At 57.0% G+C, this 20259-nt stretch carries 25 protein-coding genes and 1 pseudogene; 15 read left to right on the forward strand and 11 right to left on the reverse strand.

Going from position 1 to position 20259, the window contains the following annotated elements:
* Positions 1 to 185: 185 nt before the first annotated feature.
* The 4 genes and pseudogenes from BBF94_RS13015 to BBF94_RS13025 all read right to left on the reverse strand — a co-directional run.
* Positions 186 to 707: a hypothetical protein gene (locus BBF94_RS13015; RefSeq protein ID WP_065259428.1), complete on the reverse strand. Its 522-nt coding sequence runs from the start codon at positions 705 to 707 to the stop codon at positions 186 to 188.
* Positions 707 to 1435, reverse strand: coding sequence for an alpha/beta fold hydrolase (locus BBF94_RS13020; RefSeq protein ID WP_065259429.1), 729 nt, complete (start codon positions 1433 to 1435; stop codon positions 707 to 709). Before BBF94_RS13020 ends, BBF94_RS13015 begins: the two co-directional genes overlap by 1 nt.
* 3 nt (positions 1436 to 1438) lie before the next feature.
* Positions 1439 to 1585, reverse strand: coding sequence for a hypothetical protein (locus BBF94_RS28165; RefSeq protein ID WP_225875052.1), 147 nt, complete (start codon positions 1583 to 1585; stop codon positions 1439 to 1441).
* Positions 1554 to 1817: pseudogene (locus BBF94_RS13025) on the reverse strand (PAAR domain-containing protein); the annotation flags it as partial. The pseudogene BBF94_RS13025 and the gene BBF94_RS28165, both read right to left, overlap by 32 nt.
* Between BBF94_RS13025 and BBF94_RS28240 the strand changes: the two are divergent.
* Positions 1816 to 1938: a hypothetical protein gene (locus BBF94_RS28240; protein ID WP_263970166.1), complete on the forward strand. Its 123-nt coding sequence runs from the start codon at positions 1816 to 1818 to the stop codon at positions 1936 to 1938. The pseudogene BBF94_RS13025 and the gene BBF94_RS28240 overlap by 2 nt on opposite strands.
* Positions 1939 to 1957: 19 nt before the next feature.
* Here the strand turns inward: BBF94_RS28240 and BBF94_RS13030 are convergent, their stop codons facing one another.
* Positions 1958 to 2623: a ribonuclease T2 gene (locus tag BBF94_RS13030; RefSeq protein WP_065259430.1), complete on the reverse strand. Its 666-nt coding sequence runs from the start codon at positions 2621 to 2623 to the stop codon at positions 1958 to 1960.
* Between the two features lie 165 nt (positions 2624 to 2788).
* Between BBF94_RS13030 and BBF94_RS13035 the strand changes: the two genes are divergently transcribed.
* Positions 2789 to 3271, forward strand: a complete 483-nt coding sequence (locus BBF94_RS13035) for a hypothetical protein (protein WP_065259431.1) — start codon at positions 2789 to 2791, stop codon at positions 3269 to 3271.
* Between the two features lie 6 nt (positions 3272 to 3277).
* Here the strand turns inward: BBF94_RS13035 and BBF94_RS13040 are convergent, their stop codons facing one another.
* Positions 3278 to 4132 (reverse strand): LysR family transcriptional regulator, encoded by an 855-nt coding sequence (locus tag BBF94_RS13040; RefSeq protein WP_065259432.1) that lies wholly within the window; start codon positions 4130 to 4132, stop codon positions 3278 to 3280.
* Between the two features lie 99 nt (positions 4133 to 4231).
* Here BBF94_RS13040 and BBF94_RS13045 point away from each other — a divergent pair, with 99 nt between their 5' ends.
* The 6 genes from BBF94_RS13045 to BBF94_RS13070 all read left to right on the forward strand — a co-directional run bounded on the left by BBF94_RS13045 (position 4232) and on the right by BBF94_RS13070 (position 9696).
* Positions 4232 to 4879, forward strand: a complete 648-nt coding sequence (locus tag BBF94_RS13045) for an FMN-dependent NADH-azoreductase (RefSeq protein ID WP_065259433.1) — start codon at positions 4232 to 4234, stop codon at positions 4877 to 4879.
* Positions 4880 to 4963: 84 nt separating this feature from the next.
* A complete protein-coding gene (locus BBF94_RS13050; protein WP_065259434.1) occupies positions 4964 to 6676 on the forward strand; it encodes a copper resistance system multicopper oxidase in 1713 nt (570 codons plus the stop codon).
* Positions 6677 to 6687: 11 nt separating this feature from the next.
* A complete protein-coding gene (locus tag BBF94_RS13055) occupies positions 6688 to 7578 on the forward strand; it encodes a copper resistance protein B (protein WP_065259435.1) in 891 nt (296 codons plus the stop codon).
* A gap of 31 nt (positions 7579 to 7609) precedes the next feature.
* On the forward strand, positions 7610 to 7984 hold the full coding sequence (gene copC / locus BBF94_RS13060) for a copper homeostasis periplasmic binding protein CopC (RefSeq protein WP_065259436.1): 375 nt from the start codon (positions 7610 to 7612) through the stop codon (positions 7982 to 7984).
* 3 nt (positions 7985 to 7987) lie between these two features.
* A complete protein-coding gene (gene copD / locus BBF94_RS13065) occupies positions 7988 to 8851 on the forward strand; it encodes a copper homeostasis membrane protein CopD (RefSeq protein ID WP_065259437.1) in 864 nt (287 codons plus the stop codon).
* A 59-nt stretch (positions 8852 to 8910) separates the two neighbouring features.
* Positions 8911 to 9696: a transporter substrate-binding domain-containing protein gene (locus BBF94_RS13070; RefSeq protein WP_176704454.1), complete on the forward strand. Its 786-nt coding sequence runs from the start codon at positions 8911 to 8913 to the stop codon at positions 9694 to 9696.
* Between the two features lie 143 nt (positions 9697 to 9839).
* Here the strand turns inward: BBF94_RS13070 and BBF94_RS13075 are convergent, their stop codons facing one another.
* From BBF94_RS13075 to BBF94_RS13085, 3 genes are all read right to left on the reverse strand, one after another.
* Entirely contained in the window at positions 9840 to 10055 is a 216-nt protein-coding gene (locus tag BBF94_RS13075) for a hypothetical protein (RefSeq protein WP_065259439.1), read from the reverse strand.
* A gap of 111 nt (positions 10056 to 10166) precedes the next feature.
* The gene (locus tag BBF94_RS13080) at positions 10167 to 10865 is read right to left on the reverse strand and encodes a hypothetical protein (RefSeq protein WP_065259440.1); all 699 of its coding nucleotides are present in this window, start codon (positions 10863 to 10865) and stop codon (positions 10167 to 10169) included.
* Positions 10866 to 10974: 109 nt separating this feature from the next.
* Positions 10975 to 11337 carry a DUF6124 family protein gene (locus tag BBF94_RS13085; protein ID WP_065259441.1) on the reverse strand — a complete coding sequence of 121 codons (363 nt, stop codon included), beginning with the start codon at positions 11335 to 11337 and terminating at the stop codon, positions 10975 to 10977.
* A gap of 464 nt (positions 11338 to 11801) precedes the next feature.
* On the opposite strand from BBF94_RS13085, the gene BBF94_RS13090 reads away from it, so the two are divergent.
* Genes BBF94_RS13090 through BBF94_RS13100 form a run of 3 tightly spaced genes read left to right on the forward strand, consistent with a single transcriptional unit; the run spans position 11802 to position 13492 of the window.
* Complete coding sequence (locus tag BBF94_RS13090; protein WP_065259442.1) at positions 11802 to 12347, forward strand: PAAR domain-containing protein; 546 nt, start codon at positions 11802 to 11804, stop codon at positions 12345 to 12347.
* A 9-nt stretch (positions 12348 to 12356) separates the two neighbouring features.
* Entirely contained in the window at positions 12357 to 13139 is a 783-nt protein-coding gene (locus tag BBF94_RS13095) for a hypothetical protein (RefSeq protein WP_065259443.1), read from the forward strand.
* The gene (locus tag BBF94_RS13100; RefSeq protein ID WP_065259444.1) at positions 13124 to 13492 is read left to right on the forward strand and encodes a DUF7079 family protein; all 369 of its coding nucleotides are present in this window, start codon (positions 13124 to 13126) and stop codon (positions 13490 to 13492) included. The genes BBF94_RS13095 and BBF94_RS13100 overlap by 16 nt, the downstream gene beginning before the upstream one ends.
* 177 nt (positions 13493 to 13669) lie before the next feature.
* Here BBF94_RS13100 and BBF94_RS13105 read toward each other — a convergent pair whose 3' ends face one another.
* Positions 13670 to 14047 (reverse strand): DUF6232 family protein, encoded by a 378-nt coding sequence (locus BBF94_RS13105; RefSeq protein ID WP_065259445.1) that lies wholly within the window; start codon positions 14045 to 14047, stop codon positions 13670 to 13672.
* A gap of 199 nt (positions 14048 to 14246) precedes the next feature.
* Between BBF94_RS13105 and dusA the strand changes: the two genes are divergently transcribed.
* On the forward strand, positions 14247 to 15242 hold the full coding sequence (gene dusA / locus BBF94_RS13110) for a tRNA dihydrouridine(20/20a) synthase DusA (RefSeq protein ID WP_082302399.1): 996 nt from the start codon (positions 14247 to 14249) through the stop codon (positions 15240 to 15242).
* 24 nt (positions 15243 to 15266) lie between these two features.
* Here the strand turns inward: dusA and BBF94_RS13115 are convergent, their stop codons facing one another.
* Positions 15267 to 16097: an undecaprenyl-diphosphate phosphatase gene (locus tag BBF94_RS13115; protein ID WP_065259447.1), complete on the reverse strand. Its 831-nt coding sequence runs from the start codon at positions 16095 to 16097 to the stop codon at positions 15267 to 15269.
* 505 nt (positions 16098 to 16602) lie between these two features.
* Here BBF94_RS13115 and BBF94_RS13120 point away from each other — a divergent pair.
* The 3 genes from BBF94_RS13120 to BBF94_RS13130 all read left to right on the forward strand — a co-directional run bounded on the left by BBF94_RS13120 (position 16603) and on the right by BBF94_RS13130 (position 20052).
* Positions 16603 to 17343 carry a winged helix-turn-helix domain-containing protein gene (locus tag BBF94_RS13120; RefSeq protein WP_065259448.1) on the forward strand — a complete coding sequence of 247 codons (741 nt, stop codon included), beginning with the start codon at positions 16603 to 16605 and terminating at the stop codon, positions 17341 to 17343.
* A gap of 291 nt (positions 17344 to 17634) precedes the next feature.
* Positions 17635 to 18276 (forward strand): winged helix-turn-helix domain-containing protein, encoded by a 642-nt coding sequence (locus BBF94_RS13125; RefSeq protein ID WP_065259449.1) that lies wholly within the window; start codon positions 17635 to 17637, stop codon positions 18274 to 18276.
* A 381-nt stretch (positions 18277 to 18657) separates the two neighbouring features.
* Positions 18658 to 20052: an undecaprenyl-phosphate glucose phosphotransferase gene (locus tag BBF94_RS13130; protein ID WP_065259450.1), complete on the forward strand. Its 1395-nt coding sequence runs from the start codon at positions 18658 to 18660 to the stop codon at positions 20050 to 20052.
* The last annotated feature ends 207 nt before the right edge of the window (positions 20053 to 20259 follow it).

Here is a 20259-nt window from a genome sequence, read left to right on the forward strand (position 1 = left end):
GTCCTGGGCAGGTACGACAGGGGCAAAGGCCCGAAACCCTTGTGTTTGGTGAGCGTAGCCCACCGGATTGTACGGGGCAACCAAGTGCCACCGGGACCATCCCGACCCCGTAGATATCGGCGCGCAGTGGAAATGGATGACCTGCGCGGCGATTTATTTTTTCAGGCTCCGCACCTCAAGCCGGCTCAAGGCTTGTTGACCTCCCGCAGCAGGTCCGCGACCGGGATGTTCATGGTGTTCGAGTAGTAGGGTTTGTAGCCGTAAGCGGTGACGACGACTTTGCAGGGGATTTGTTGTTTGTCTGAGAGGAGTTGGTTCAGCTCGCTTGTTGGCAAGTGCCTTTGTGAACTACGGTTGTTATACGTTTCAACCAGAAACGCGTTGGTAATGTACGAAAAACTGCCATCACGCCCTTCACCTTTGTCAGACTCAACCAAACCAACTGCAGAAAACTGAATCGCTTTATCAACCGAAAAATCCGTATCATCCGCCAAAGCGCACTCAAGACTTCCAGAAGCCATTCCGACTCTTTCCCCTCGGCCAAAAAGATCCAGAACATCAATATCAGACCTATACCTTATATCGTAAAGCAACGATCCACTTTTCCTGTCGACAGAGGTGAAGCTTAGATTGGCGGGAGGCTTTGAATGATCTTTAGCACATCCCGTACAGGCGACCAAAAATGCGCAAAGTATAAACTTATGCATTAAGAAAACTCCTCCATGATTGAATCATACAAAAGGTCGCTCGCTGATTTTGTTCCAGCTATCGGCGCGTTAAACAGCCACAGTGCATTTGCATGATTCGTGTCGACGCTTACGTTTAGTGAGGGGCCGCAGGACACTTGCCATTTTTCGCCAAAGTCTGCCACGCCGTCCGATGGATCTCTTTGACTGGGTGTCGCTTTGATGTTGATCCAGTCAGCGGAGACGGGTTCAGGACGCTCGCGATATATATCGGAACCCAACCAGACCAAAGCGCCCTCTCCCACTGGATCAAGGGTAATCAACATCTGAATCCGGTAACCCCAATCCGACATGATTTTTGTCAGATGCGCACCGTTCCATCCCCCCAGGCTGTGACCCACAACATAGATTGGGCAACTTTTGTACGGGATAAGATTTAAGACACATCTCTGAATATCTTTTTTTCCTCTGACCTCGTTATACCCTAGCCACTCCGATCTGTATTTTCCCTGCTTCGCGAGTTCTTCGGTTCGTTTATCAAAGCGCTGTTGAGCTCCCTGGATATTTCTATACGGACCAGAAAAATAGTAACTCTCCTTATCCCCCGCACCTCCCACAAAAAACACAACCGCCTTGGTACTCTCCACCGGAACAGTCTTCACACTGACGTCTTTCTTGTCTGTCAGCGTATGTTCCTTGTGCAGCTTGTAATTGTTGCCCTTCTCGCACGTAACCGTTTCCGCACACATGCCTCATTCCTCCAGAAACAGTTTGATGGATTCCGGAAGATGCGAACTGATCGTGTGGGTGAAGCCGCCAGCATCGGATACACCGTGCTCCATCCGGCCGTCCGCACGCTGGATCATGTAGGACCGTGCCGGATCCACCAATGACCACATTCCCGTGACCACCGGTGCTGTCCAGGGTGGCGGCGTTCAGGCCGTTGATAAAAACCGTCGAAGAAACACCACCGGTAATCGGACTGCCGCACGCCGACTTGTCCGTCATTCGCGCAGCGGGCAACCCGTCGAAATTCACGTTCGGCGAGCCACTGACAATCGGGTTGGTGCCATGCCCCGGCAAAGGACAGGCCGTCGGGTCGGTCACTCGGGCAGCGGGTTTTCCGCTCATGAAAAAGCTCCTTGCAGTATCGCGTCATCATCCATGGGGCGCGCAGCATGAACAAAGTCGCGACGCCGATCAAATCGGCACGCAAAAAAAACAGGCGCCTGAAAAGGCGCCTGTTTCTTGATGAGCAACAACCGATTGCGTTATCGCGACGGCGGTACCCGGATATCCCCCGACCGGCACTGGGTCTTCACACCCTTGCCGCATGCACCGAATTGCAGGTCCTTGCCCATGCACACGCGCACTTCCGAGAGTTCCGGGCCGCTGCAGATCACGGCGATGCCGTCGGCCGGGATGCCGGGATTGTTCTTGCGGAACAGGTCGGCGATTTCCTGCGCCTGGAAGTAGTAGGAGTTGCTGAACGGTTGCAGCTCTTCCGGGATTTTCACCGCCGCCACGGCTTTGTCCGCTTCATCGAAATAACCCATCGCCCCGAGGCCGCTGCAGGTGCCGTGTTTGCTCCATTCGTGATCGAGCAGTTTCTTTGTCGGAAACAGCGTCAGACCTTTCTGCGTTTCAGCGGCCGAGAGCGTGGTCAGCGGCGGGCAGGATTCCGGCCAGCCGCCCTTGGCGTATTGCGGCCACAGGCCATGCAGGACAAAACCGTAACCCTTGCCGGTGCACTGCGGGTCGTCCTTGTGGGTGAGGCAGAACGTCGGCGACCAGGACAGCGTCAGCAGGTAATAATCGAACACACCCGCCACCGACTCGGTCGGTGCCTTGCTGGCGTGTGACTGGCGCGCCGAACTCAGGCCGATGCTACCGACCGTCAGCGCAATCAGCGCCATAATTGTAAAAAGCTTTTTCATCTTCCCGTTCCTTGGGACGCTTGCGTCCATGGTTTTTGTGGTCTGACCGTCAAGTGGTCAGGGACTGATTGAGTCATGCGAGTGTTGCAGGCGCATGACGCAAGGCAAAACCTGCATTACTTTGAAAGGACTACCATGCTGTTGCATTCACCACAGGGAACCGACATGAGTAAAGCAGACGAACTCGCCGCGAAACTCAAACAGACACGGCAAACCCATGCTGACGAAGTCACCTGCGCCGAACTGGAAATCGATTGCTGGCCTGCTCAGGTCTACGCTTTGTACCACCGAATCGAAGGCTGGTTGCAACCGGTGACCGAGGTGGGCCTGAAGATTCGGCGAAATCCTACCCATGTCTGCGAAAGTTCACCGGATGGCGAAACCCACGACTACGCCATCGATCAATTGGTCATCGAAGCCAATCACCATAGCCTGACGTTCGACCCCATCGCCCGCTTCACCGAAGACGGCGCCGGCCGTGTGCAGATCAATCTGCCGGGCAAGGAAACATCGCTGCTGCGCACCGTCGATGAACACGGCGAGAGTCACTGGTGGTTGCAGACCCTCGAGACCGGGCCACAACTGGATGCCATTGCCTTGACCGAAAACAACCTGCTGCTGGTGGTTCAGGAAGGACTCGGGTTGTAGGACGCGTCACTGTCGTCGTGTCGAGCAAAAGTCGACGATCACCCGGGAGACCGTTTCGATCATCTGCGGATCGGCATGGCTCGCCGTAAACAGTCGAAATTCAGCATCCGGCAACACCGGCAACCCCGCCTCCACACCGAGTGCCGCCAGCCCCTGCCCCAACTGGCTGGCGGCCATTGGTGCCACCGCGAACCCGGCCAGCGCAGCCGCACGCAAACCGGCGCTGCTGGTGCAGAGCATCGCCGTGCGCTGGGCAATGCCGGCCTGTGCCAGGCGGGTCAGCGCGGCTTCGCGATACGGGCAAGGTTCGGGGAACAGCGCCAGCGGCAACGGCGTCGGCAATCGGGTGACCGGTTGTGCCGCCCAGGCCCACACAAGCGGCTCCTGCCACAGCAACAACCCTGGCTCCCGGGTCTCGCACAGCGAGCCGATGACCAGTTCCAGATCCCCCTGTTTCATCTGGTTCAACAACGTACCGGGAATATTCACCTGCACATCGATCTGCATGCCCGGATGCTGCGCCGCGCATTCCTGCAGCGCCCGCAATAGCCGAGGCTCGACAAAATCCTCCGATACGCCGATCCGCACCCGCCCTTGAAACGGGGTGCGCGTGAGCTGTGCCCAGGCGTCGCGGTTCAACGCCAGAATCGTGCGGGCATGGGCGATGAGCCGCTCGCCATCTGCGGTCAATTGCTGGGAGCGCGTGGTGCGCTTGAGCAGCGGCTTGCCGATCTGCTCCTCCAACCGTCGCAGATGACCGCTGACCGCCGATTGGGTCAGGTGCAGTTTTTCGGCGGCACGGCTGAAACCGTCCTCGTCGACAACGGTGACAAAAGTCTTCAACAACAGGACATCGAACATAGTTTGATACGTGATCAATCAGCGATTTATTTACGATTTATAGTAATAAACGATCTATGTTGCAATGCCTCGCCTTCTACCCGAACGTCGAGGCCCACCGTGACCACGCTCCTGCACATTGAATGCTCCCCCCGTAAACAGCGCTCCGCATCCATGGAGGTGGCGCGCAGTTTCATCGAACGCTATCGAAACAATCATCCGCAGACCCAGGTCTGCACGCTCGACCTCTGGAACCTGCAACTGCCGGAATTCGACGCCGAGGCGATGAACGCCAAATACGCGGGCCTGAGCGGTACGCCGCTGACGCCATCGCAGCAGTCGGCCTGGCAGACCCTCGAAAACCTCGCCGCCCACCTGCACCGGGCCGATGTGCTGGTGTTTTCGGTGCCGCTGTGGAATTTCAGCATTCCCTACAAGCTCAAGCACTTCATCGACCTGGTGTCGCAGAAAGACATTCTCTTCAGCTTCGATCCGGAGCGTGGATTACAGGGTTTGCTGATGGGCAAACAAGCCGTGGTGGCGTATGCGCGGGGAATGGATTTTTCGGCGCAGTCGATCACACCGGCCGAGCGGTTCGACTTTCAGAAACCGTACGTGGAAGCGTGGCTGGAATTTATCGGCGTCAGCGATGTGCATGCGCTGATCGTTGAAAAAACGATCTTCGGTGATGAGGTGGATCGCGATTCACGGTTCGCCGCATCGCAACGGGCAAGGGTGCTGGCGGACAACCTCGGTCGCCGAACCTGACGCAACTGTAATCCGCGCCTCAGCCAACTGAAAGCTGCCGCTGGTTAGCCTCCCCGTCATTGGTCAAACGGGGACTTCCAGCGCATGCTTTCCAACACCTCAAGACGCACCTTCGTCAAAGGCCTGGCCGCCGGCGGTCTGCTTGGCGGCCTCGGCCTGTGGCGCGCCCCGGTCTGGGCCTTGAACGGTTCCGGCCCGCTCAACGAACTGAACGGCACCGACTTCGAGCTGTTCATCGGCGAAACCCCGGTCAACTTCACCGGCCAGCCATGTAGCGCGATGACCATCAACGGCGGCGTCCCCGGTCCCCTGCTGCGCTGGCGCGAAGGCGACACCGTGACACTGCGGGTACGCAACCGACTCAAGGCCGATACCTCGATCCACTGGCACGGCATTCTGCTGCCGGCCAACATGGACGGCGTGCCGGGCCTGAGCTTCAAGGGCATCGAGCCCGGTGGCGTGTACGTCTATCGATTCAAGGTGCGCCAGCACGGCACCTACTGGTATCACAGCCATTCCGGGTTGCAGGAGCAAGCCGGCGTCTACGGGCCGCTGGTGATCGATGCCCGGGAACCGGAGCCGTTCCAGTACGACCGCGAGCATGTGGTGATGCTCAGCGACTGGACCGACGAAGACCCGGCCAGCCTGATGAAGACCCTGAAAAAGCAGTCCGACTACTACAACTACCACAAGCGCACCGTCGGCGATTTCATCCATGACGTCGGCGAAAAAGGCTGGGGCGCCACCGTCGCCGATCGCACGATGTGGGCGCAGATGAAGATGAATCCCACCGACATTGCCGATGTCAGCGGCGCCACCTACACCTTCCTCATGAACGGGCACGCTCCCGATGGCAACTGGACGGGGGTGTTCCGCCCCGGCGAAAAACTGCGCCTGCGGCTGATCAACGGCTCGGCCATGACCTACTTCGACGTGCGCATTCCCGGCTTGAAAATGACCGTGGTCGCCGCCGACGGTTTGCACGTCAAACCGGTGACCGTCGACGAGCTGCGCATCGCCGTGGCGGAAACCTATGACGTGATCGTCGAGCCCGCCGCCGACGCCTATACCTTGTTCGCCCAGGCCATGGACCGCACCGGTTACGCCCGAGGCACCCTCGCCGCCCGCGCCGGTTTGTCGGCCCCGGTACCGGCGCCGGACCCGCGACCGCTGGTGACCATGGACGACATGGGCATGGGCGGCATGGATCATGGTTCGATGGACATGAGCGACATGAGTGGCATGGACCACGCCGGCATGAACATGGGCCCGATGCAGTCGCACCCCGACAGCGAAAAAGACAACCCATTGGTGGACATGCAAGCCATGACCACCGCGCCGAAACTCGACGACCCCGGCCTCGGCCTGCGCAACAACGGTCGCCGTGTACTGACCTACGCCGACCTGCGCAGCACCTTCGAAGACCCCGACGGCCGCGACCCGGGCCGCACCATCGAACTGCACCTGACCGGCCACATGGAGAAATTCGCCTGGTCGTTCAACGGCATCAAGTTCTCCGACGCCGAGCCCCTGCGCCTGAAATACGGCGAGCGCATCCGCCTGATTCTGGTCAACGACACCATGATGACCCACCCCATTCACCTGCACGGCATGTGGAGCGATCTGGAAGACGAAAACGGTAATTTCCAGGTGCGCAAACACACCATCGACATGCCGCCCGGCACCCGCCGCACTTACCGCGTCACCGCCGATGCGCTGGGCCGTTGGGCCTTTCACTGTCATCTGCTCTATCACATGGAAATGGGCATGTTCCGTGAAGTGCGGGTGGAAGAATGAGGACGCCGACCATGACTCGATTTGCCGCGTTTTCGTTGTCGCTCCTGTCGATGTCCCAGGCCTTCGCCGCCGGCGACATGCAGGGCATGGATCACAGCCGGATGGCTGACATGCAAGGCATGGATCACAGTCAAATGGGTGATCTGCAAGGCATGGACGACGGCATGATGCAGCCCGCCGCACCGACCGAAAGCCGCACGCCGATTCCGACGTTGACCGACGCTGACCGCGCCGCCATGTTCACCAGCCACGCTGGACATCAGATCCACGACAGCGCCCTCAATACTTACTTTCTCGCCGACAAACTCGAATGGCAGAACGCCGACGACGCCAGCACGCTGGCCTGGGATGTGTCCGGCTGGATCGGTGGCGACATCGATCGCCTGTGGCTGCGCTCCGAGGGCGAACGCAGCAACGGCAAGACCGAAGACGCGGAAATCCAGGCGCTGTGGGGCCATGCGATTTCGCCGTGGTGGGAAGTGGTCAGCGGCGTGCGCCAGGACTTCAAACCCGGCGCCCCGCAAACCTGGGCCGCGTTCGGTGTGCAGGGCATGGCGCTGTACAACTTCGAAGCCGAAGCCACGGCGTTCCTCGGCGAAAACGGCCAGAGCGCGGTGCGGCTGGAGGGCGACTACGACATCCTGCTGACCAATCGCCTGATCCTGCAGCCGACCGCCGAACTCAATGTCTACGGCAAAAACGATCCGCAACGAGGCCTGGGTTCCGGCCTGGCGAACACCGAGGCCGGCTTGCGTCTGCGCTATGAAATCCGCCGTGAATTCGCGCCGTACATCGGCGTGACCTGGAATCGCACCTACGGCAACACCGCCGATTACGCACGGGAAGAAGGCGAGGATCGCAGCGAAGCGCGACTCGTCCTTGGTGTGCGGATGTGGTTCTGAATCCCTTCAAAAAACAACACAGAGGTCTTGCATGCGCCCATTGAAAATTTCCCTCGTCCTCGCCAGCGGTTTGCTTCTGAGTACCTTGGCCCAGGCCCATCCGAAACTGCTGTCGTCGACTCCGGCCGAAGGCGCAGACGGAGCATCACCGGAGAAAATCGAACTGCACTTTTCCGAAAACCTGATGACCCAGTTCTCCGGCGCCAGACTGGTGATGACCGAAATGCCCGGCATGGCCCACTCACCGATGCCGATGAAGGCCAAAGTCAGCGCCGGCAGCGACCCGAAAACCATGCTCGTCACCCCGCTCGCGCCCTTGCCCGCCGGCACCTACCAGGTCGAATGGCGCGCGGTGTCGTCGGACACGCACCCGATCACCGGCAACGTCACGTTCAAAGTGAAGTGACCGATGGCCGACCTGATCAACATCCTCCTGCGGATGGCGTTGTACGTGGATTTGCTGTTGTTGTTCGGGGTGGCGTTGTTCGGGGTGTACAACGTTGGCGCGATGCTGCGGTTTCGGCCGATGCTGCGCGGAATGGCATTGATCGGCGCGGTGCTGTCCGTGGCGGGACTGGTACTGATGACCCGCACCATGAGTGGCGAAACCGAACTCGCCGCGCTGTGGCCGCACCTGCAAATGATGCTGTTCGAGACCGATGTCGGCGTGGCGTGGGCGGTGCGGATGCTTGCACTGGTCGTCGTGATGATCTGGCCGGGAATGTGGCCGGCATCGATGGCCGGCGCACTTATCCTCGCCTCTCTGGCCTGGAGCGGGCACGGTGCGATGGATGGCGCCTGGCATCTGCTGAGCGACATCCTGCACCTGCTCGCGGCGGGGGCGTGGATGGGCGCGATGATGGCGTTGATCTTGATGTCGCGGATCGACGCGCTGTTCAGTGAAGCGCGTATTCGTAAGCTGGCCGATGCCGTCAAACGTTTCGAAGGCGTGGGCGCGGCGATTGTGCTCATCCTCTCAGTGACCGGCGTGCTCAACTACCTGTTCATCGTCGGCCCGAAGCTGGGCGAAATCCTGCTCAGCACTTACGGAATACTGCTGGCGATCAAGGTTGTGCTGTTTGCCGGCATGCTGGTGCTGGCGGCACTGAACCGCTTTCACCTTGGCCCGTCGCTGGAACAATCGTTGCGCGACGGCCAGCATCAAGTCGCAGCCAACGCGCTGCGCCGAAGCGTGTCAGTGGAACTCGGGATGGCGCTGTTGATCGTGGCACTGGTGGCGTGGCTGGGAACGCTCGGGCCGGACGCGGGATGACACCCGGCAAACCCTTTCACTACACTGGCCCGCACTCCCACTGCACAAGCCCGATCACAATGACCATTCGAAAAAACACGATGATCTTCTGCGGTATTCTGGCGCTGGCCGGCACCGCCCATGCGCAAGAGCCAGCCTCGCACCTGGACACCATCCAACAACAAGGCCAATTGCGCGTCTGCACCACCGGCGACTACAAGCCCTACACCTTCAAACGCGAAGACGGCGGTTTCGAAGGCATCGACATCGCCATGGCGCAATCCCTGGCCGACAGCCTCGGCGTGAAGATCGAGTGGGTGCAGACCACCTGGAAAACCCTGATGCCGGACATGCAGGCCGGCAAATGCGACATCGGCATGGGCGGGATTTCGGTCACCCTGGAACGGCAGAAAAAGGCCTACTTCAGCAACACCCTCGACGTCGACGGCAAGATCCCGCTGGTGCGCTGCGCCGACCAATCGAAGTACCAGACCGTCGAGCAGATCAACCAGCCGAACGTGCGTCTGGTCGAACCCGCCGGCGGCACCAACGAAGCCTTCGTCCACGCCTTCCTGCCCAAGGCGCAACTTGCGTTGCACGACAACGTGACGATCTTCCAGCAACTGCTCGACAACAAGGCCGACGTGATGATCACCGACGCTTCCGAAGCGCGGTATCAACAGAAACAGAAACCCGGTTTGTGCGCGGTCAACCCGGAGCAGTTCATGCAGTACGGGGAAAAGGCCTACCTGCTGCCCCGTGATGACATGAGCTGGAAGCTGTATGTCGATCAGTGGCTGCACCTGAGCAAGGTGACCGGGAAATATCAGAAGGTGATTGGCGAGTGGCTGGCAGGGCCGCAGTAAAAAAATGCCTGCCAATAACTCTGTGGTGAGGGAGCTTGCTCCCGCTGGACTGCGCAGCAGGCCCCCTGCTTACAAGGTAAAACAAGGGTCGCTGCGCGCCCGGCGGGAGCAAGCTCCCTCACCACAAGTTCAGTCTTGAACCATCAATCGTCATGCAACATGCCGGAGCTGTACTGGTTGAGACTGGCACCGATACCGGTGCCGCCGAACTTCAGCGTATTGGCGCTGGCTCGCCCTTCCGGCGACTGGCAATCCGAAGAAAAACAACTGGTGGTGGTCAACCCACCGGAGCCCGAACAGGCACTCAATACCGAGACAGCTGCAGCAATCAACAGCACTTTGACGACATGGGCACTCATGGCACGGCTCCCCTTGGATGAAACGATCTTATCGCTGCATCCTAGGCGCCCCCGCGCGCCGACAACATGAAACTTTCGCCATCGACAGCGCGGGTTCAGCGAAACCCGTGATTACTCGTTCAGATCCTTGACCAGATAGCTGCCGGCAATCTGCGAAATACCGGTCAACGCCTCACGGACCAGCTCCGGCTCGGTGCGATAACGCAGCGGCTCGTAACCATAGGTGTTGGCACCGTTGAACGGAGTGATCGGCTCCTTGCGCTGCCAGATCAACTCATCGCCACGCTTCAGGGCACCGTTCACGGCAATCGTCGGATACACCACACTGCTGAAACCTTGCGTCAGCGCAAAGCCCCAGGTGACCACAGTCAACTCGATCTGCGCATCGGCTGGCTCATTATCGGCGACGATCTTGAAACGACCACTGGCCGCCAGTTGATCCTCGAACCCCTTCTTGACCAGTTTGCCCAGGTCGATATCGGCACTCGTCATGTTGTACTGAATCGCCTCGACCGTAGACATCGACGCCAGGTCCCCGGCCTTCAACCCCGCCGCAAACCCGGCCCCACTGAGCGCCGCCGTGCCCAGCTTACCGGCATGGGACGCCATCCCGACACCCGCGCCGACACCGGCCCCGATTGCAGCGCCCCAGGCCTGCTCGCGGCCCATGTAGGTCATTTCCTTGAAGCTCCAGGTCACCGGAAGGACTTTCACCGTATGGATCTGGGTGCGGTATTCGGGTTTGAACTTCTGATTGGCACAGCCTGCGAGAAACAGGACGGCGAACATCACGACAACTAGTTTTTTCATGAACGACTCAAAGACGCGGAATGGAATGGGTAAGTTGTCGTCAGGATTGAAGAATTCTGAAGAAACACGGCCCTCCCGTGGCGGCATTCGCCACGGAAGGTGCTCGCACTTACGACTTCGGCTCGACGTGATCCAGCGCCTGATTCACCGCCAGCCCCGCCACCATCACCACCTGCGCAATGCCCAGCGCGGTTTTGCGGTGGCCAGGTTCAAGAATGGCAGCGAAGTTGCTGAGCATTTCACTGGCGGAATCGAGGGACTCGCTGGCGTTGGCCAGCAGGGATTCGCTGGTGTAGGCCGGGTTGGCCAGGAACATCGGGTCGTGTTCGGTGTGACTGCCCATGATGCGTTGTTGCGGGGTGAGGTAATGGTCGAGGGCGCGTTCGGCGGCTTCGTTGAGGGTTCTGGAATCGGGGAATTTGTAGGGGGAGACTGGATCGGTTTCGGGTGGGTTTGGGGTTGGTTTGATCATGGATGAATCCTCTAGCGCGATTACCAAAAGGAACCATCACCCATTCGCTACCAAACGTTGGGTGGCGGCCATACGCGGGTTGGTAGACCGGTCGCACTAGAACCCGGCGCCCACGAATGGGCCCCACGCATGACCACCATGAAATCCGAGTCCTGAAAAGGACTGCACATGGAGACGCCATGAGTCTAGAACGAAGCGGGCTACCAAACCCGATCACTGGTTTTCAGTGACCCGAGAACGATAAAAGCCACGGTCTAGACGCACAAGCCGGCGGATTCTGTCTTAGGCGTAGGGGGTCGCGCAAGGTTGTGTAGGGCCAAAGTCGTCTCAGAGAGCGTCGTTTAAACACTCTTGGATTTCGCTGTTTATATTGGCGACATACACCGAGCAAGTCGCCGTCAGACACCCGCCAAAGCAAGTCTGATACAGTCCGTCTCGGCTAATTCATTGACAGGGAGTCAATCATGGCAAAGCCCGCCGCACGCCTCACCGATCCCACCAGTTGCCCCATGCCCGGACACGGCCCCAAAGCCATTGCCTCCGGATCCCCCGACGTGTTCTTCGACGGTCTCGCAGCAGCCAGGATGGGCGACACCTGCACCTGCGGCAGCGCACTGGCCTCCGCCGTGTCCGGCACTGTATTCATCAACGGCAAAAATGCCGCGCTGGTCGGTACAGTCGGTTCACATGGAGACGTTGTGATCGGCGGATCGGGAACAGTGATTATCGGCGACTCACATACACCTGCGCCGTTTACGCCACCTACCCCGATGATCGTTCATGGGAACTGGATCGGCTTTAAGATCCCCGCATCTGAAAGCTATGAAGGATTCACATGCACCGCGCATTTTGATGACGGCTCATCAATGACCGGCGCCTTCGACTCAAATAACACCGTCCGATTTGCCAACCCGACCGGCAAAATATGCCATACGCTCGCATTCGCAGAGCACGAAAACACCTGCACTACATCAAGCATCGACGCACTGCTAAAAGACATCTTGGGATAAGGACTTCTCATGACCGAACCGTACCTAGTAACCGGCTCTTATATTGTCAAAAGTGAACACACTCTCAGCCAGTCTCCACTTGAAATGGCCATCGCGGGAATGGAAGGCGCTGCCACACGCTTTTCGATCGACGCGATCAAAGACGAACGCGTCCGCGCCAGCTATCAGCGCAATATCAAACGAATGGCACAACAGGTATTAGCAGATGTAAGAGCCGGAAACATTACCGTTGAAGACGCTACAAAATTCACCAACGAAATGCGCAACAAAATAATGTTTGAACACCGCAAATTCACCTCCACCCAAGGTGTCGCAGTTGCCGAAAACAAGAAAAAAGGCGGGAAAACACACGCTGAAATTCTCGATGAGAAATCTCAAACCGGCTTCAAGAAAAACTACAACCAACTGTCAAAGACACAGCAAAAAGAAGTGCTTTATAAAGCGCTCGAAGGCTCAGGCCGAGATAACGCTAAATTTACGGCGGGCACAAAAATCATGACCGTCATGGGCAAGGTTGGGATCATCATGACAGCCGCCCTTGCTACCTATGAAATACTGAACGCCGACAACAAAGTAAAAGAAACCGCGCGACAAGCAACAATTCTTGGAGCGGGCGCCGCCGGCGGCTTCCTTGCAGGCCTGGGCGTGAGCGCAATTTGCGGCCCGGCCGCACCAGCATGCGCCGTAGCTGTGGTTTTAATAGGCAGCATGGCAGGTGGCATTGCCGGAAGCGTGGTCGCAGATACCTTTGACGAAGAATTAGAGGAGCTTTCCCATTGGGAAGTATTTTAACTCCGGAAGATAAGGCCAAGATCCAGATAGCATTGGCTGAAGCCTTTGTTGACAACGAGGTCGACTATGCATACATCGCGGAGCGAGTTAAATCCTACGATCTGGAAATTGTTGAAGACATACTATATTCAGAAGTAGCTCCCGTGTGTTTTGGCAATCTTGAGACGCCAGTACCGCCTATTTGGACGGGGTTCAAGGATGAGTGGTTGTTGGAAGAAATAGAAAAAGAACTGAAAGCTCGCCAAAAAAGCAGAGTGCGTCGAGCTTTTGACAAATTTAAAATCCTTTGGCTTCGGTACAGCTATGGATATATCTGGAAAGAGATATCAAAGAACCTTAACAACAAAATTTGAAGAACACCTATCCACCTAAAACAGGCATCCACTGATCACAAACAAGAACCGCGATACAACTCCCCCTTAGAACCATAAAACAATGAGGACAGTTTTATTTATCCTAAAACAAATAAACCTGTCCCATTTTGCCAAACTTATTACAGCTCGTCACCGCCACCTTTTTTTGTCAACGACTTATCCACGATGAATAATGGAATCGTTTAGCGCGCCAACGATCCTGGAAATCCAAGAGAGATCCACATCTTGCAGCGCCTGTTGTTCTCCAGAGGACGTAGTGAGAACGATTGTGTAGATGGTCTTCTGCATAAAAAACCAAGCAAAGCCTGCACAAAACAAAACTACGGCAACGGCATTGATACCTTTGTTATAACCAATAATTGCCCCGAGGACGATCAGCAGTACGGGCCAAGTTCGGTTAGGATTAATTTGGGAGGTTTTCACGGCCGTTACTCCGCTCATCGCGAACGTCTTTTGCCCCGGAAGGATGAACCGGCTGTTGGTAACCTTTACTTCACGTTCGTCAAAAAAGACCTTTTCTTGCTGAGCGTCCATTGCTTTTCCTTTCACAGATTTGTGGTTTGTTGGTCTAGAAAATAGAGGTTTAGCCATCAAATCGCCACCCCAAGCTAGTCAATTTATTGAAAAGGCAGTCTCAAATGTCCTGAATGCTATGGAAGAGCATCTGCAAACCCACTCATCTCAATCCTGATAAACTCCCCCACCTCCCAGCCACACCGATTCCGTACCCCCAATGCCCCCAATCACCGCCACACCCGCCCCACTCTCCCGCCGTTTCTCCGTCGCGCCGATGATGGATTGGACTGACCGCCATTGCCGGTACTTCCTGCGCATCCTGTCGAAAAACGCCCTGCTCTACACCGAAATGGTCACCACCGGCGCTCTGCTCAACGGCGATCACGAACGCTTCCTCCGTCACAACGAAGCCGAGCACCCGCTGGCGTTGCAGTTGGGCGGTAGTGTTCCGCTGGACCTGGCTGCTTGTGCGCGCATGGCGCAGGAGCACGGTTACGACGAGGTGAATCTGAACGTTGGCTGCCCGAGTGATCGGGTGCAGAACAATATGATCGGTGCGTGCCTGATGGGGCATCCGCAGTTGGTGGCGGATTGTGTGAAGGCGATGCGTGATGCGGTGTCGATTCCAGTGACGGTGAAGCACCGGATCGGGATCAATGGGCGAGACAGTTATGAGGAGCTGTGCGATTTCGTCGGCACGGTGCGGGATGCCGGGTGCACCAGTTTTACGGTGCATGCGCGGATTGCGATTCTGGAGGGGTTGTCGCCGAAGGAGAACCGGGACATCCCGCCGCTGCGTTATGACGTGGCGGCGCAATTGAAGGCGGATTTTCCGGAGCTGGAGATCATTCTGAACGGCGGGATCAAGACGATGGAGGCCTGCCATGAGCATTTGCAGACCTTTGACGGGGTGATGCTGGGCCGTGAGGCTTATCACAATCCGTATCTGCTGGCCGAGGTGGATCAGCAGTTGTTCGGCAGTTCGGCGCCGGTGATCACCCGGGCCGAGGCGTTGGCGCAACTACGGCCTTATATTGCCGAGCATCTGGCGACTGGCGGGGCGATGCATCACATCACGCGCCATGTGCTGGGCCTGGGTACCGGGTTCCCGGGGGCGCGCAAGTTTCGGCAGTTGTTGTCGGTGGACATTCACAAGGCCAAGGATCCGCTGGCGTTGCTGGATCAGGCGGCGGAGTTGCTGGCCGGGCGCTGAGGCCCGACCTGCGGCGGCGGGCTGTCAGGCCGCCGCTTCCGTCCAGTTCACCCAGCCAAACACCCACGTCGCCAGGATCAGCAAACCAAACGCAATCCGGTACCAGGCGAACGCGGCGTAGCTGTGGTTCGCGATGAACTTGAGCAAGCCGCGCACGGCGATCATCGCGAAGATGAATGCGGTGACGAAGCCCAAGGCGAAGACAGGCAGGTCGCCGGCCTGAAACAGGTCGCGGTATTTGTAGCCGGAGTACACCGCCGCGCCGACCATGGTCGGCATGGCCAGGAAGAACGAGAACTCCGTGGCGGCCTTGCGCGACAGGCCGAACAGCAGGCCGCCAATGATGGTTGAGCCGGAGCGCGAGGTGCCGGGAATCATCGCCAGGCACTGGACGCAGCCGATCTTCAATGCGTCGGACCAGGCCATGTCGTCGACATGTTCGACACTCACGACATGGTTCCGCTTTTCGGCCCACAACATCACGATACCGCCCACCACCAACGCGACCGCGACGGTGATCGGGTTAAACAGATAATGATGAATGGCATCGGCGAATAACACGCCGAGAATCACGGCCGGAAAGAACGCGATCAGCAAATTGACGGTGAAGCGTTGTGCATTGCGTTGGGTCGGCAGGCCTTTGACGATTTCGAAGATCTTCGGACGAAACTCCCAGACCACCGCCAGAATGGCGCCCAGTTGAATAATGATGTTGAACGCCATGGCGCGTTCACCACCGAAGTCGAGCAAGTCGGCAACGATAATCTGGTGGCCCGTACTGGAAATGGGCAAGAACTCGGTGAGACCTTCTACCGCACCTAACACCAACACCTTGAACAAGGTCAGTAAATCCATCAATCCTCCGTCAGAACGCTCTTCATAAGCGTCCGGTCAACTGCATTCAGGCATGGGTATCTGAAATAAAACAATGGGCAGATCAATGCCATTGCCCGATTCGGTGACGGAGAATAGGTCTTATCAAAAGACACACTCAAGGCATGTTAATAATCGTCTGTCTGTGAACTTGTTCACGGTGTGGCCAAAATAACCTTCGCCCCTTAAAATGTGATCCACCTCACACTCCCCCGGCTCAGGCGATAATCCGTACTGGCCATGGGACATAAAAAACCGGTCGCCATAGTTACAAAATAGTGGCACCATTGCACATCGCCACCATTTAACGACGTTCGTTTCGTTAGTTCAGCACCCCGAGAAAATCAACTAAAAGCTTGAAAAGCTTAATTATTGTTAGAAAACTCGGGAGCCACGTCTAAAAATCGCGCGAATGTTACCAATTGTCAGTCACAGATGAGAACCGGTGCTTTAACATCCCGATGTCCGCACTTTTTCGAGTCAAGGCATGATGCTTACAGGGAACTTAGCGACTAGAAGCTCGCACCAAACAAACGACGCGCCAGGTGTTCTAGCCCTGGCGCGCACCCGTGCGGTGGCCGAACACTTCAGTGCGCTGATCGCCAGGCATGTGCAGACCGGCGTGGCGCTGGATGCCGACTCTTTCACTAGTTCATATCAGCCGAACGAATATCACGGCTTCTATCGAGCCATTTTCATCGTCATCGATACTCCGCAAGCCCTGGAAGATAATCTGGCGCTGGTGGAAAACCTGCGTTCCGGAAACTTGACGCCGATCATTTGTGCGGTGATTACCGGTCGTGGCGCCCACAACAAGATCAAATACCATCTTGCCGGGGCAGACTTCTGCATCAAACTCAACGCCCTTTCCGACGAAGGTGGTGAGTTGCTGAGTGAATTCTTCAGCAGTGAAGAATGGTTGCGTGACATTGATCTGATACTGGACCCGACCCGTATCTGCCTCTCCGACACCAGCCGGAAACTGGACATTTCCTTTGCCGAGATGAAGATCCTGGAAGCGTTTTCGCAAACCAGCAATCACATTCTCAGCCATGACGAAATCGCCGGGATCATGGGGCTCAACACGCATTTCTACGATCCTCGCGCGCTGGAAAAATCCATCAGCCGCTTGCGTGGGAAAATCAAGGACGTGTACGGTACGAACGCCATACAGAGCATTCGCGGGTATGGCTACCGTCTGATGAGGGGGTTGATCTCGACCGCCTGAGTCAGGGAAATCACCATTTGCAGCATACGAGGGAACGTCTGATGCAACGCTACAACACTCCACGGTCTCACCGCTTTATTTGCAATATCCATCCAATAAAAAGCTGTCATTTGAATGAGCGCTGCAACACTTAAACATAACAATAAATCATTACTCTGAAAGCAGACCCAGTGGAACTTATCGCGGGCCATAATTGGGCCCAGACCCTGCCTGTCGATTATTCCGAGCGCGTTATAACTCGTCTGCCGATTACCTTTTAGCCAAATTTGGTGCGTTATTCAGGAGAGAGACATGGAAACCAGTACAACCCTCCCAAGAAAATATTTTGTGGTCGTGACCAATAACTCTGCGTCTCAACGTGAACTCGAGAGCATTCTCTCCAGTGAGCGTTTCAATTCGTTCGGTACGTCTCAGGCACAAATGTTTGTTGAAGGTGTTGCTTCGCCCTCTTCCACTCCCACGCTCATGGAGTTCAATTACCCACGCGGCACAAGGAAAAGCGTCGCTCGCCGTATTGAACATGACACCCAGCGCATATTGGCCACGCTCGAATCCGAATGGCTGGCGGCACAATCCACACATTCGTTTCAGAACAACCCGGCAATCAACTCGGACGTCAATGACACGCCCCGACCGGTCACGGAAGCCTGGCATCTCGACAACGATCAAGGCGTACTCGTTCGAGAGGATATCCAGATCAGTCTAACCGGCCTTGAAACCGCACTGGTCAGAAAGATGCTGCACCATGAAGAACGCGTTGTCAGTCGCGACGATCTGATTCTCAGCATCGGCCGGGAACCGGAGCAATATCGGGGTCTGGAAATGTGCCTGAGTCGTCTTCAAGACAAGTTCAAAAGTGCCAGCAACGGTGAGCGACTGTTTCGCGCCGTGCGTAATCGCGGTTATTGCCTGATCCAGGAAGTTGTCGCCTAAGCACAGTTTCCACATCCAGTGACCGAAGCAAGTGCAACAACAAAAATAAAAAAGCACTTTGCTTGTTGGAATTTCCTTATTCAGTAATGCCTCCCTCCTCACCCTTCCTACGATAGCAAACAGAGTATTGTTTGTTCACTCCTGCCTTTTGACCTTTTCTAACGTTCGACTATTTCCATCATCAATTGCTTGGCACTATGCCATCTTGTTAGAACTCGTCAGACAGCATCTTCCCGCAATAACTTAGTCTATTCACTGACGACAGTTCGGCATTCCGATGTTGTTACCTCGAGACACCGGCACCTACAACAAAAAAGTCTGATTGACGACTCGGATTTCAACTGTCGAAACCTGAATGGAAGTCTTTTGGGGATATCGCATATGGATCTCACTCTACGTATCAACCGAAACACAGGCCTCAAGGGACTTACCTTCTGGGGCCAATGGGCATTGGCACAATGCTTTATTGTTTCACTGTTGTTCATATTGGCCGAACAGCACACCGGGACGGTCGAGTTCTATTACCGGATGTGCACCATGCTGGCGGTGTTGGCTTCGGTTCCGGCCTACACGTTCAGCGGCGCCTACCGTAAACGCGACAACTACCTGACCGGGCTGGGACGGTTGCTGATGGGCTGGTCGATGACCATGGCCGGGCTGACTTTCATCGCGTTCATCTGCAAGGCCGATGAGCTGTTTTCGCGCCAGGTGATTCTTGACTGGGCGGTGTACGGTTTCCTCGGTCAGGCGCTGCTCTATGCGCCCCTGCACGCGTTTTCCAAGTACTACCAGCGCTCACGCAAAAGCGAGCACAAAACCCTGATCGTCGGCACGGGCGAGCTGGCTCTGGGCCTGGCGAAGAAGCTCAGCGAACAGGAAAACCTGCCGCTGGTGGGGCTGGTCAGCAACGGCACCGTGCCTGCGCTGGACGCGGATGCACCACGGGTCGTCGGTGCCCAGGAAGACTTGCTGGATCTGATCAAACGCCACGATATCCGCCGTCTGTACATCACGCTGTCGCTGTCCGAGGCAGCGAAGATCGAAGCCATGTACGGCGACCTGCTGGATGCCAACGTGGACGTGGTCTGGGTGCCGGATCTGAACAGCCTGACGCTGCTCAATCATTCGGTGAAAGTCGTGGACGGCCTGCCGGCGATCTACCTCAACGAAAGCCCGCTGACCAGCCGCCCGACCGCCGCCCTGAGCAAGAGCCTGATGGAGAAAAGCGTCGCGTTGCTGGCCATCATCCTGTTGAGCCCGGTGCTGTTGCTGATCGCGTTGGCGGTGAAGCTCAGTTCGCCCGGCCCGGTATTCTTCAAACAGGATCGCCATGGTTGGAACGGCAAGGTGATTCAGGTCTGGAAGTTCCGCTCGATGCGCGTGCACGATGACCATGAAGTCAAACAGGCCAGCCGCAACGACTCGCGCATCACCGCCGTCGGACGGTTCATCCGTCGCACTTCGCTGGATGAGCTGCCGCAGCTGTTCAACGTGTTGCAGGGGCACATGGCACTGGTTGGCCCGCGTCCGCACGCCGTGGCGCACAACAACTATTACTCGGGCAAGATCCTCGCCTACATGGCCCGTCACCGAATCAAACCGGGCATCACCGGTCTGGCGCAAATCAGCGGTTGCCGTGGCGAGACCGACACCCTCGACAAGATGGAAAAGCGTGTCGAGATCGACCTCAAGTACATCAACAACTGGTCGCTGTGGCTGGACCTGAAGATTCTGGTGAAAACGCCGTTCACTCTGTTGTCGAAGGATATTTACTGAGACGCCGAGCTTGGCAAGGCAATACCGCAAGGGGACGAAAGTCCCCTTTTTTGTGGGCGGGATTTGGGGACTGGATTGGCTGGCGATTTCGGTGAATTAGTCAATATGGATGTCGACAGGCCAGACGCCTTCGCGGGCAAGCCCGCTCCCACAGTTTTTGGATGATGCCGAAATTTGCAGCACTTCCCGGATACCTGTGGGAGCGGG

Source organism: Pseudomonas bananamidigenes (genome assembly GCF_001679645.1).
In the GTDB taxonomy this organism is placed as follows: Bacteria; Pseudomonadota; Gammaproteobacteria; order Pseudomonadales; family Pseudomonadaceae; genus Aquipseudomonas; species Aquipseudomonas bananamidigenes.

Coding starts and splice junctions, on each gene's coding strand:
- BBF94_RS13075 (WP_065259439.1), bottom strand. CDS start 10,055: ATGAGTGCCCATGTCGTCAAAGTGCTGTTGATTGCTGCAGCTGTCTCG.
- copD (WP_065259437.1), top strand. CDS start 7,988: ATGGCCGACCTGATCAACATCCTCCTGCGGATGGCGTTGTACGTGGAT.
- BBF94_RS13020 (WP_065259429.1), bottom strand. CDS start 1,435: ATGTGTGCGGAAACGGTTACGTGCGAGAAGGGCAACAATTACAAGCTG.
- BBF94_RS13080 (WP_065259440.1), bottom strand. CDS start 10,865: ATGAAAAAACTAGTTGTCGTGATGTTCGCCGTCCTGTTTCTCGCAGGC.
- BBF94_RS13095 (WP_065259443.1), top strand. CDS start 12,357: ATGACCGAACCGTACCTAGTAACCGGCTCTTATATTGTCAAAAGTGAA.
- BBF94_RS13125 (WP_065259449.1), top strand. CDS start 17,635: ATGGAAACCAGTACAACCCTCCCAAGAAAATATTTTGTGGTCGTGACC.
- BBF94_RS13105 (WP_065259445.1), bottom strand. CDS start 14,047: ATGGACGCTCAGCAAGAAAAGGTCTTTTTTGACGAACGTGAAGTAAAG.
- BBF94_RS13030 (WP_065259430.1), bottom strand. CDS start 2,623: ATGAAAAAGCTTTTTACAATTATGGCGCTGATTGCGCTGACGGTCGGT.
- copC (WP_065259436.1), top strand. CDS start 7,610: ATGCGCCCATTGAAAATTTCCCTCGTCCTCGCCAGCGGTTTGCTTCTG.
- BBF94_RS28240 (WP_263970166.1), top strand. CDS start 1,816: ATGAAAAAGCTCCTTGCAGTATCGCGTCATCATCCATGGGGCGCGCAG.
- BBF94_RS13070 (WP_176704454.1), top strand. CDS start 8,911: ATGACCATTCGAAAAAACACGATGATCTTCTGCGGTATTCTGGCGCTG.
- BBF94_RS13090 (WP_065259442.1), top strand. CDS start 11,802: ATGGCAAAGCCCGCCGCACGCCTCACCGATCCCACCAGTTGCCCCATG.
- BBF94_RS13130 (WP_065259450.1), top strand. CDS start 18,658: ATGGATCTCACTCTACGTATCAACCGAAACACAGGCCTCAAGGGACTT.
- BBF94_RS13120 (WP_065259448.1), top strand. CDS start 16,603: ATGATGCTTACAGGGAACTTAGCGACTAGAAGCTCGCACCAAACAAAC.
- BBF94_RS13015 (WP_065259428.1), bottom strand. CDS start 707: ATGCATAAGTTTATACTTTGCGCATTTTTGGTCGCCTGTACGGGATGT.
- BBF94_RS13055 (WP_065259435.1), top strand. CDS start 6,688: ATGACTCGATTTGCCGCGTTTTCGTTGTCGCTCCTGTCGATGTCCCAG.
- BBF94_RS28165 (WP_225875052.1), bottom strand. CDS start 1,585: ATGTGGTCATTGGTGGATCCGGCACGGTCCTACATGATCCAGCGTGCG.
- BBF94_RS13040 (WP_065259432.1), bottom strand. CDS start 4,132: ATGTTCGATGTCCTGTTGTTGAAGACTTTTGTCACCGTTGTCGACGAG.
- BBF94_RS13115 (WP_065259447.1), bottom strand. CDS start 16,097: ATGGATTTACTGACCTTGTTCAAGGTGTTGGTGTTAGGTGCGGTAGAA.
- BBF94_RS13085 (WP_065259441.1), bottom strand. CDS start 11,337: ATGATCAAACCAACCCCAAACCCACCCGAAACCGATCCAGTCTCCCCC.
- BBF94_RS13050 (WP_065259434.1), top strand. CDS start 4,964: ATGCTTTCCAACACCTCAAGACGCACCTTCGTCAAAGGCCTGGCCGCC.
- dusA (WP_082302399.1), top strand. CDS start 14,247: ATGCCCCCAATCACCGCCACACCCGCCCCACTCTCCCGCCGTTTCTCC.
- BBF94_RS13035 (WP_065259431.1), top strand. CDS start 2,789: ATGAGTAAAGCAGACGAACTCGCCGCGAAACTCAAACAGACACGGCAA.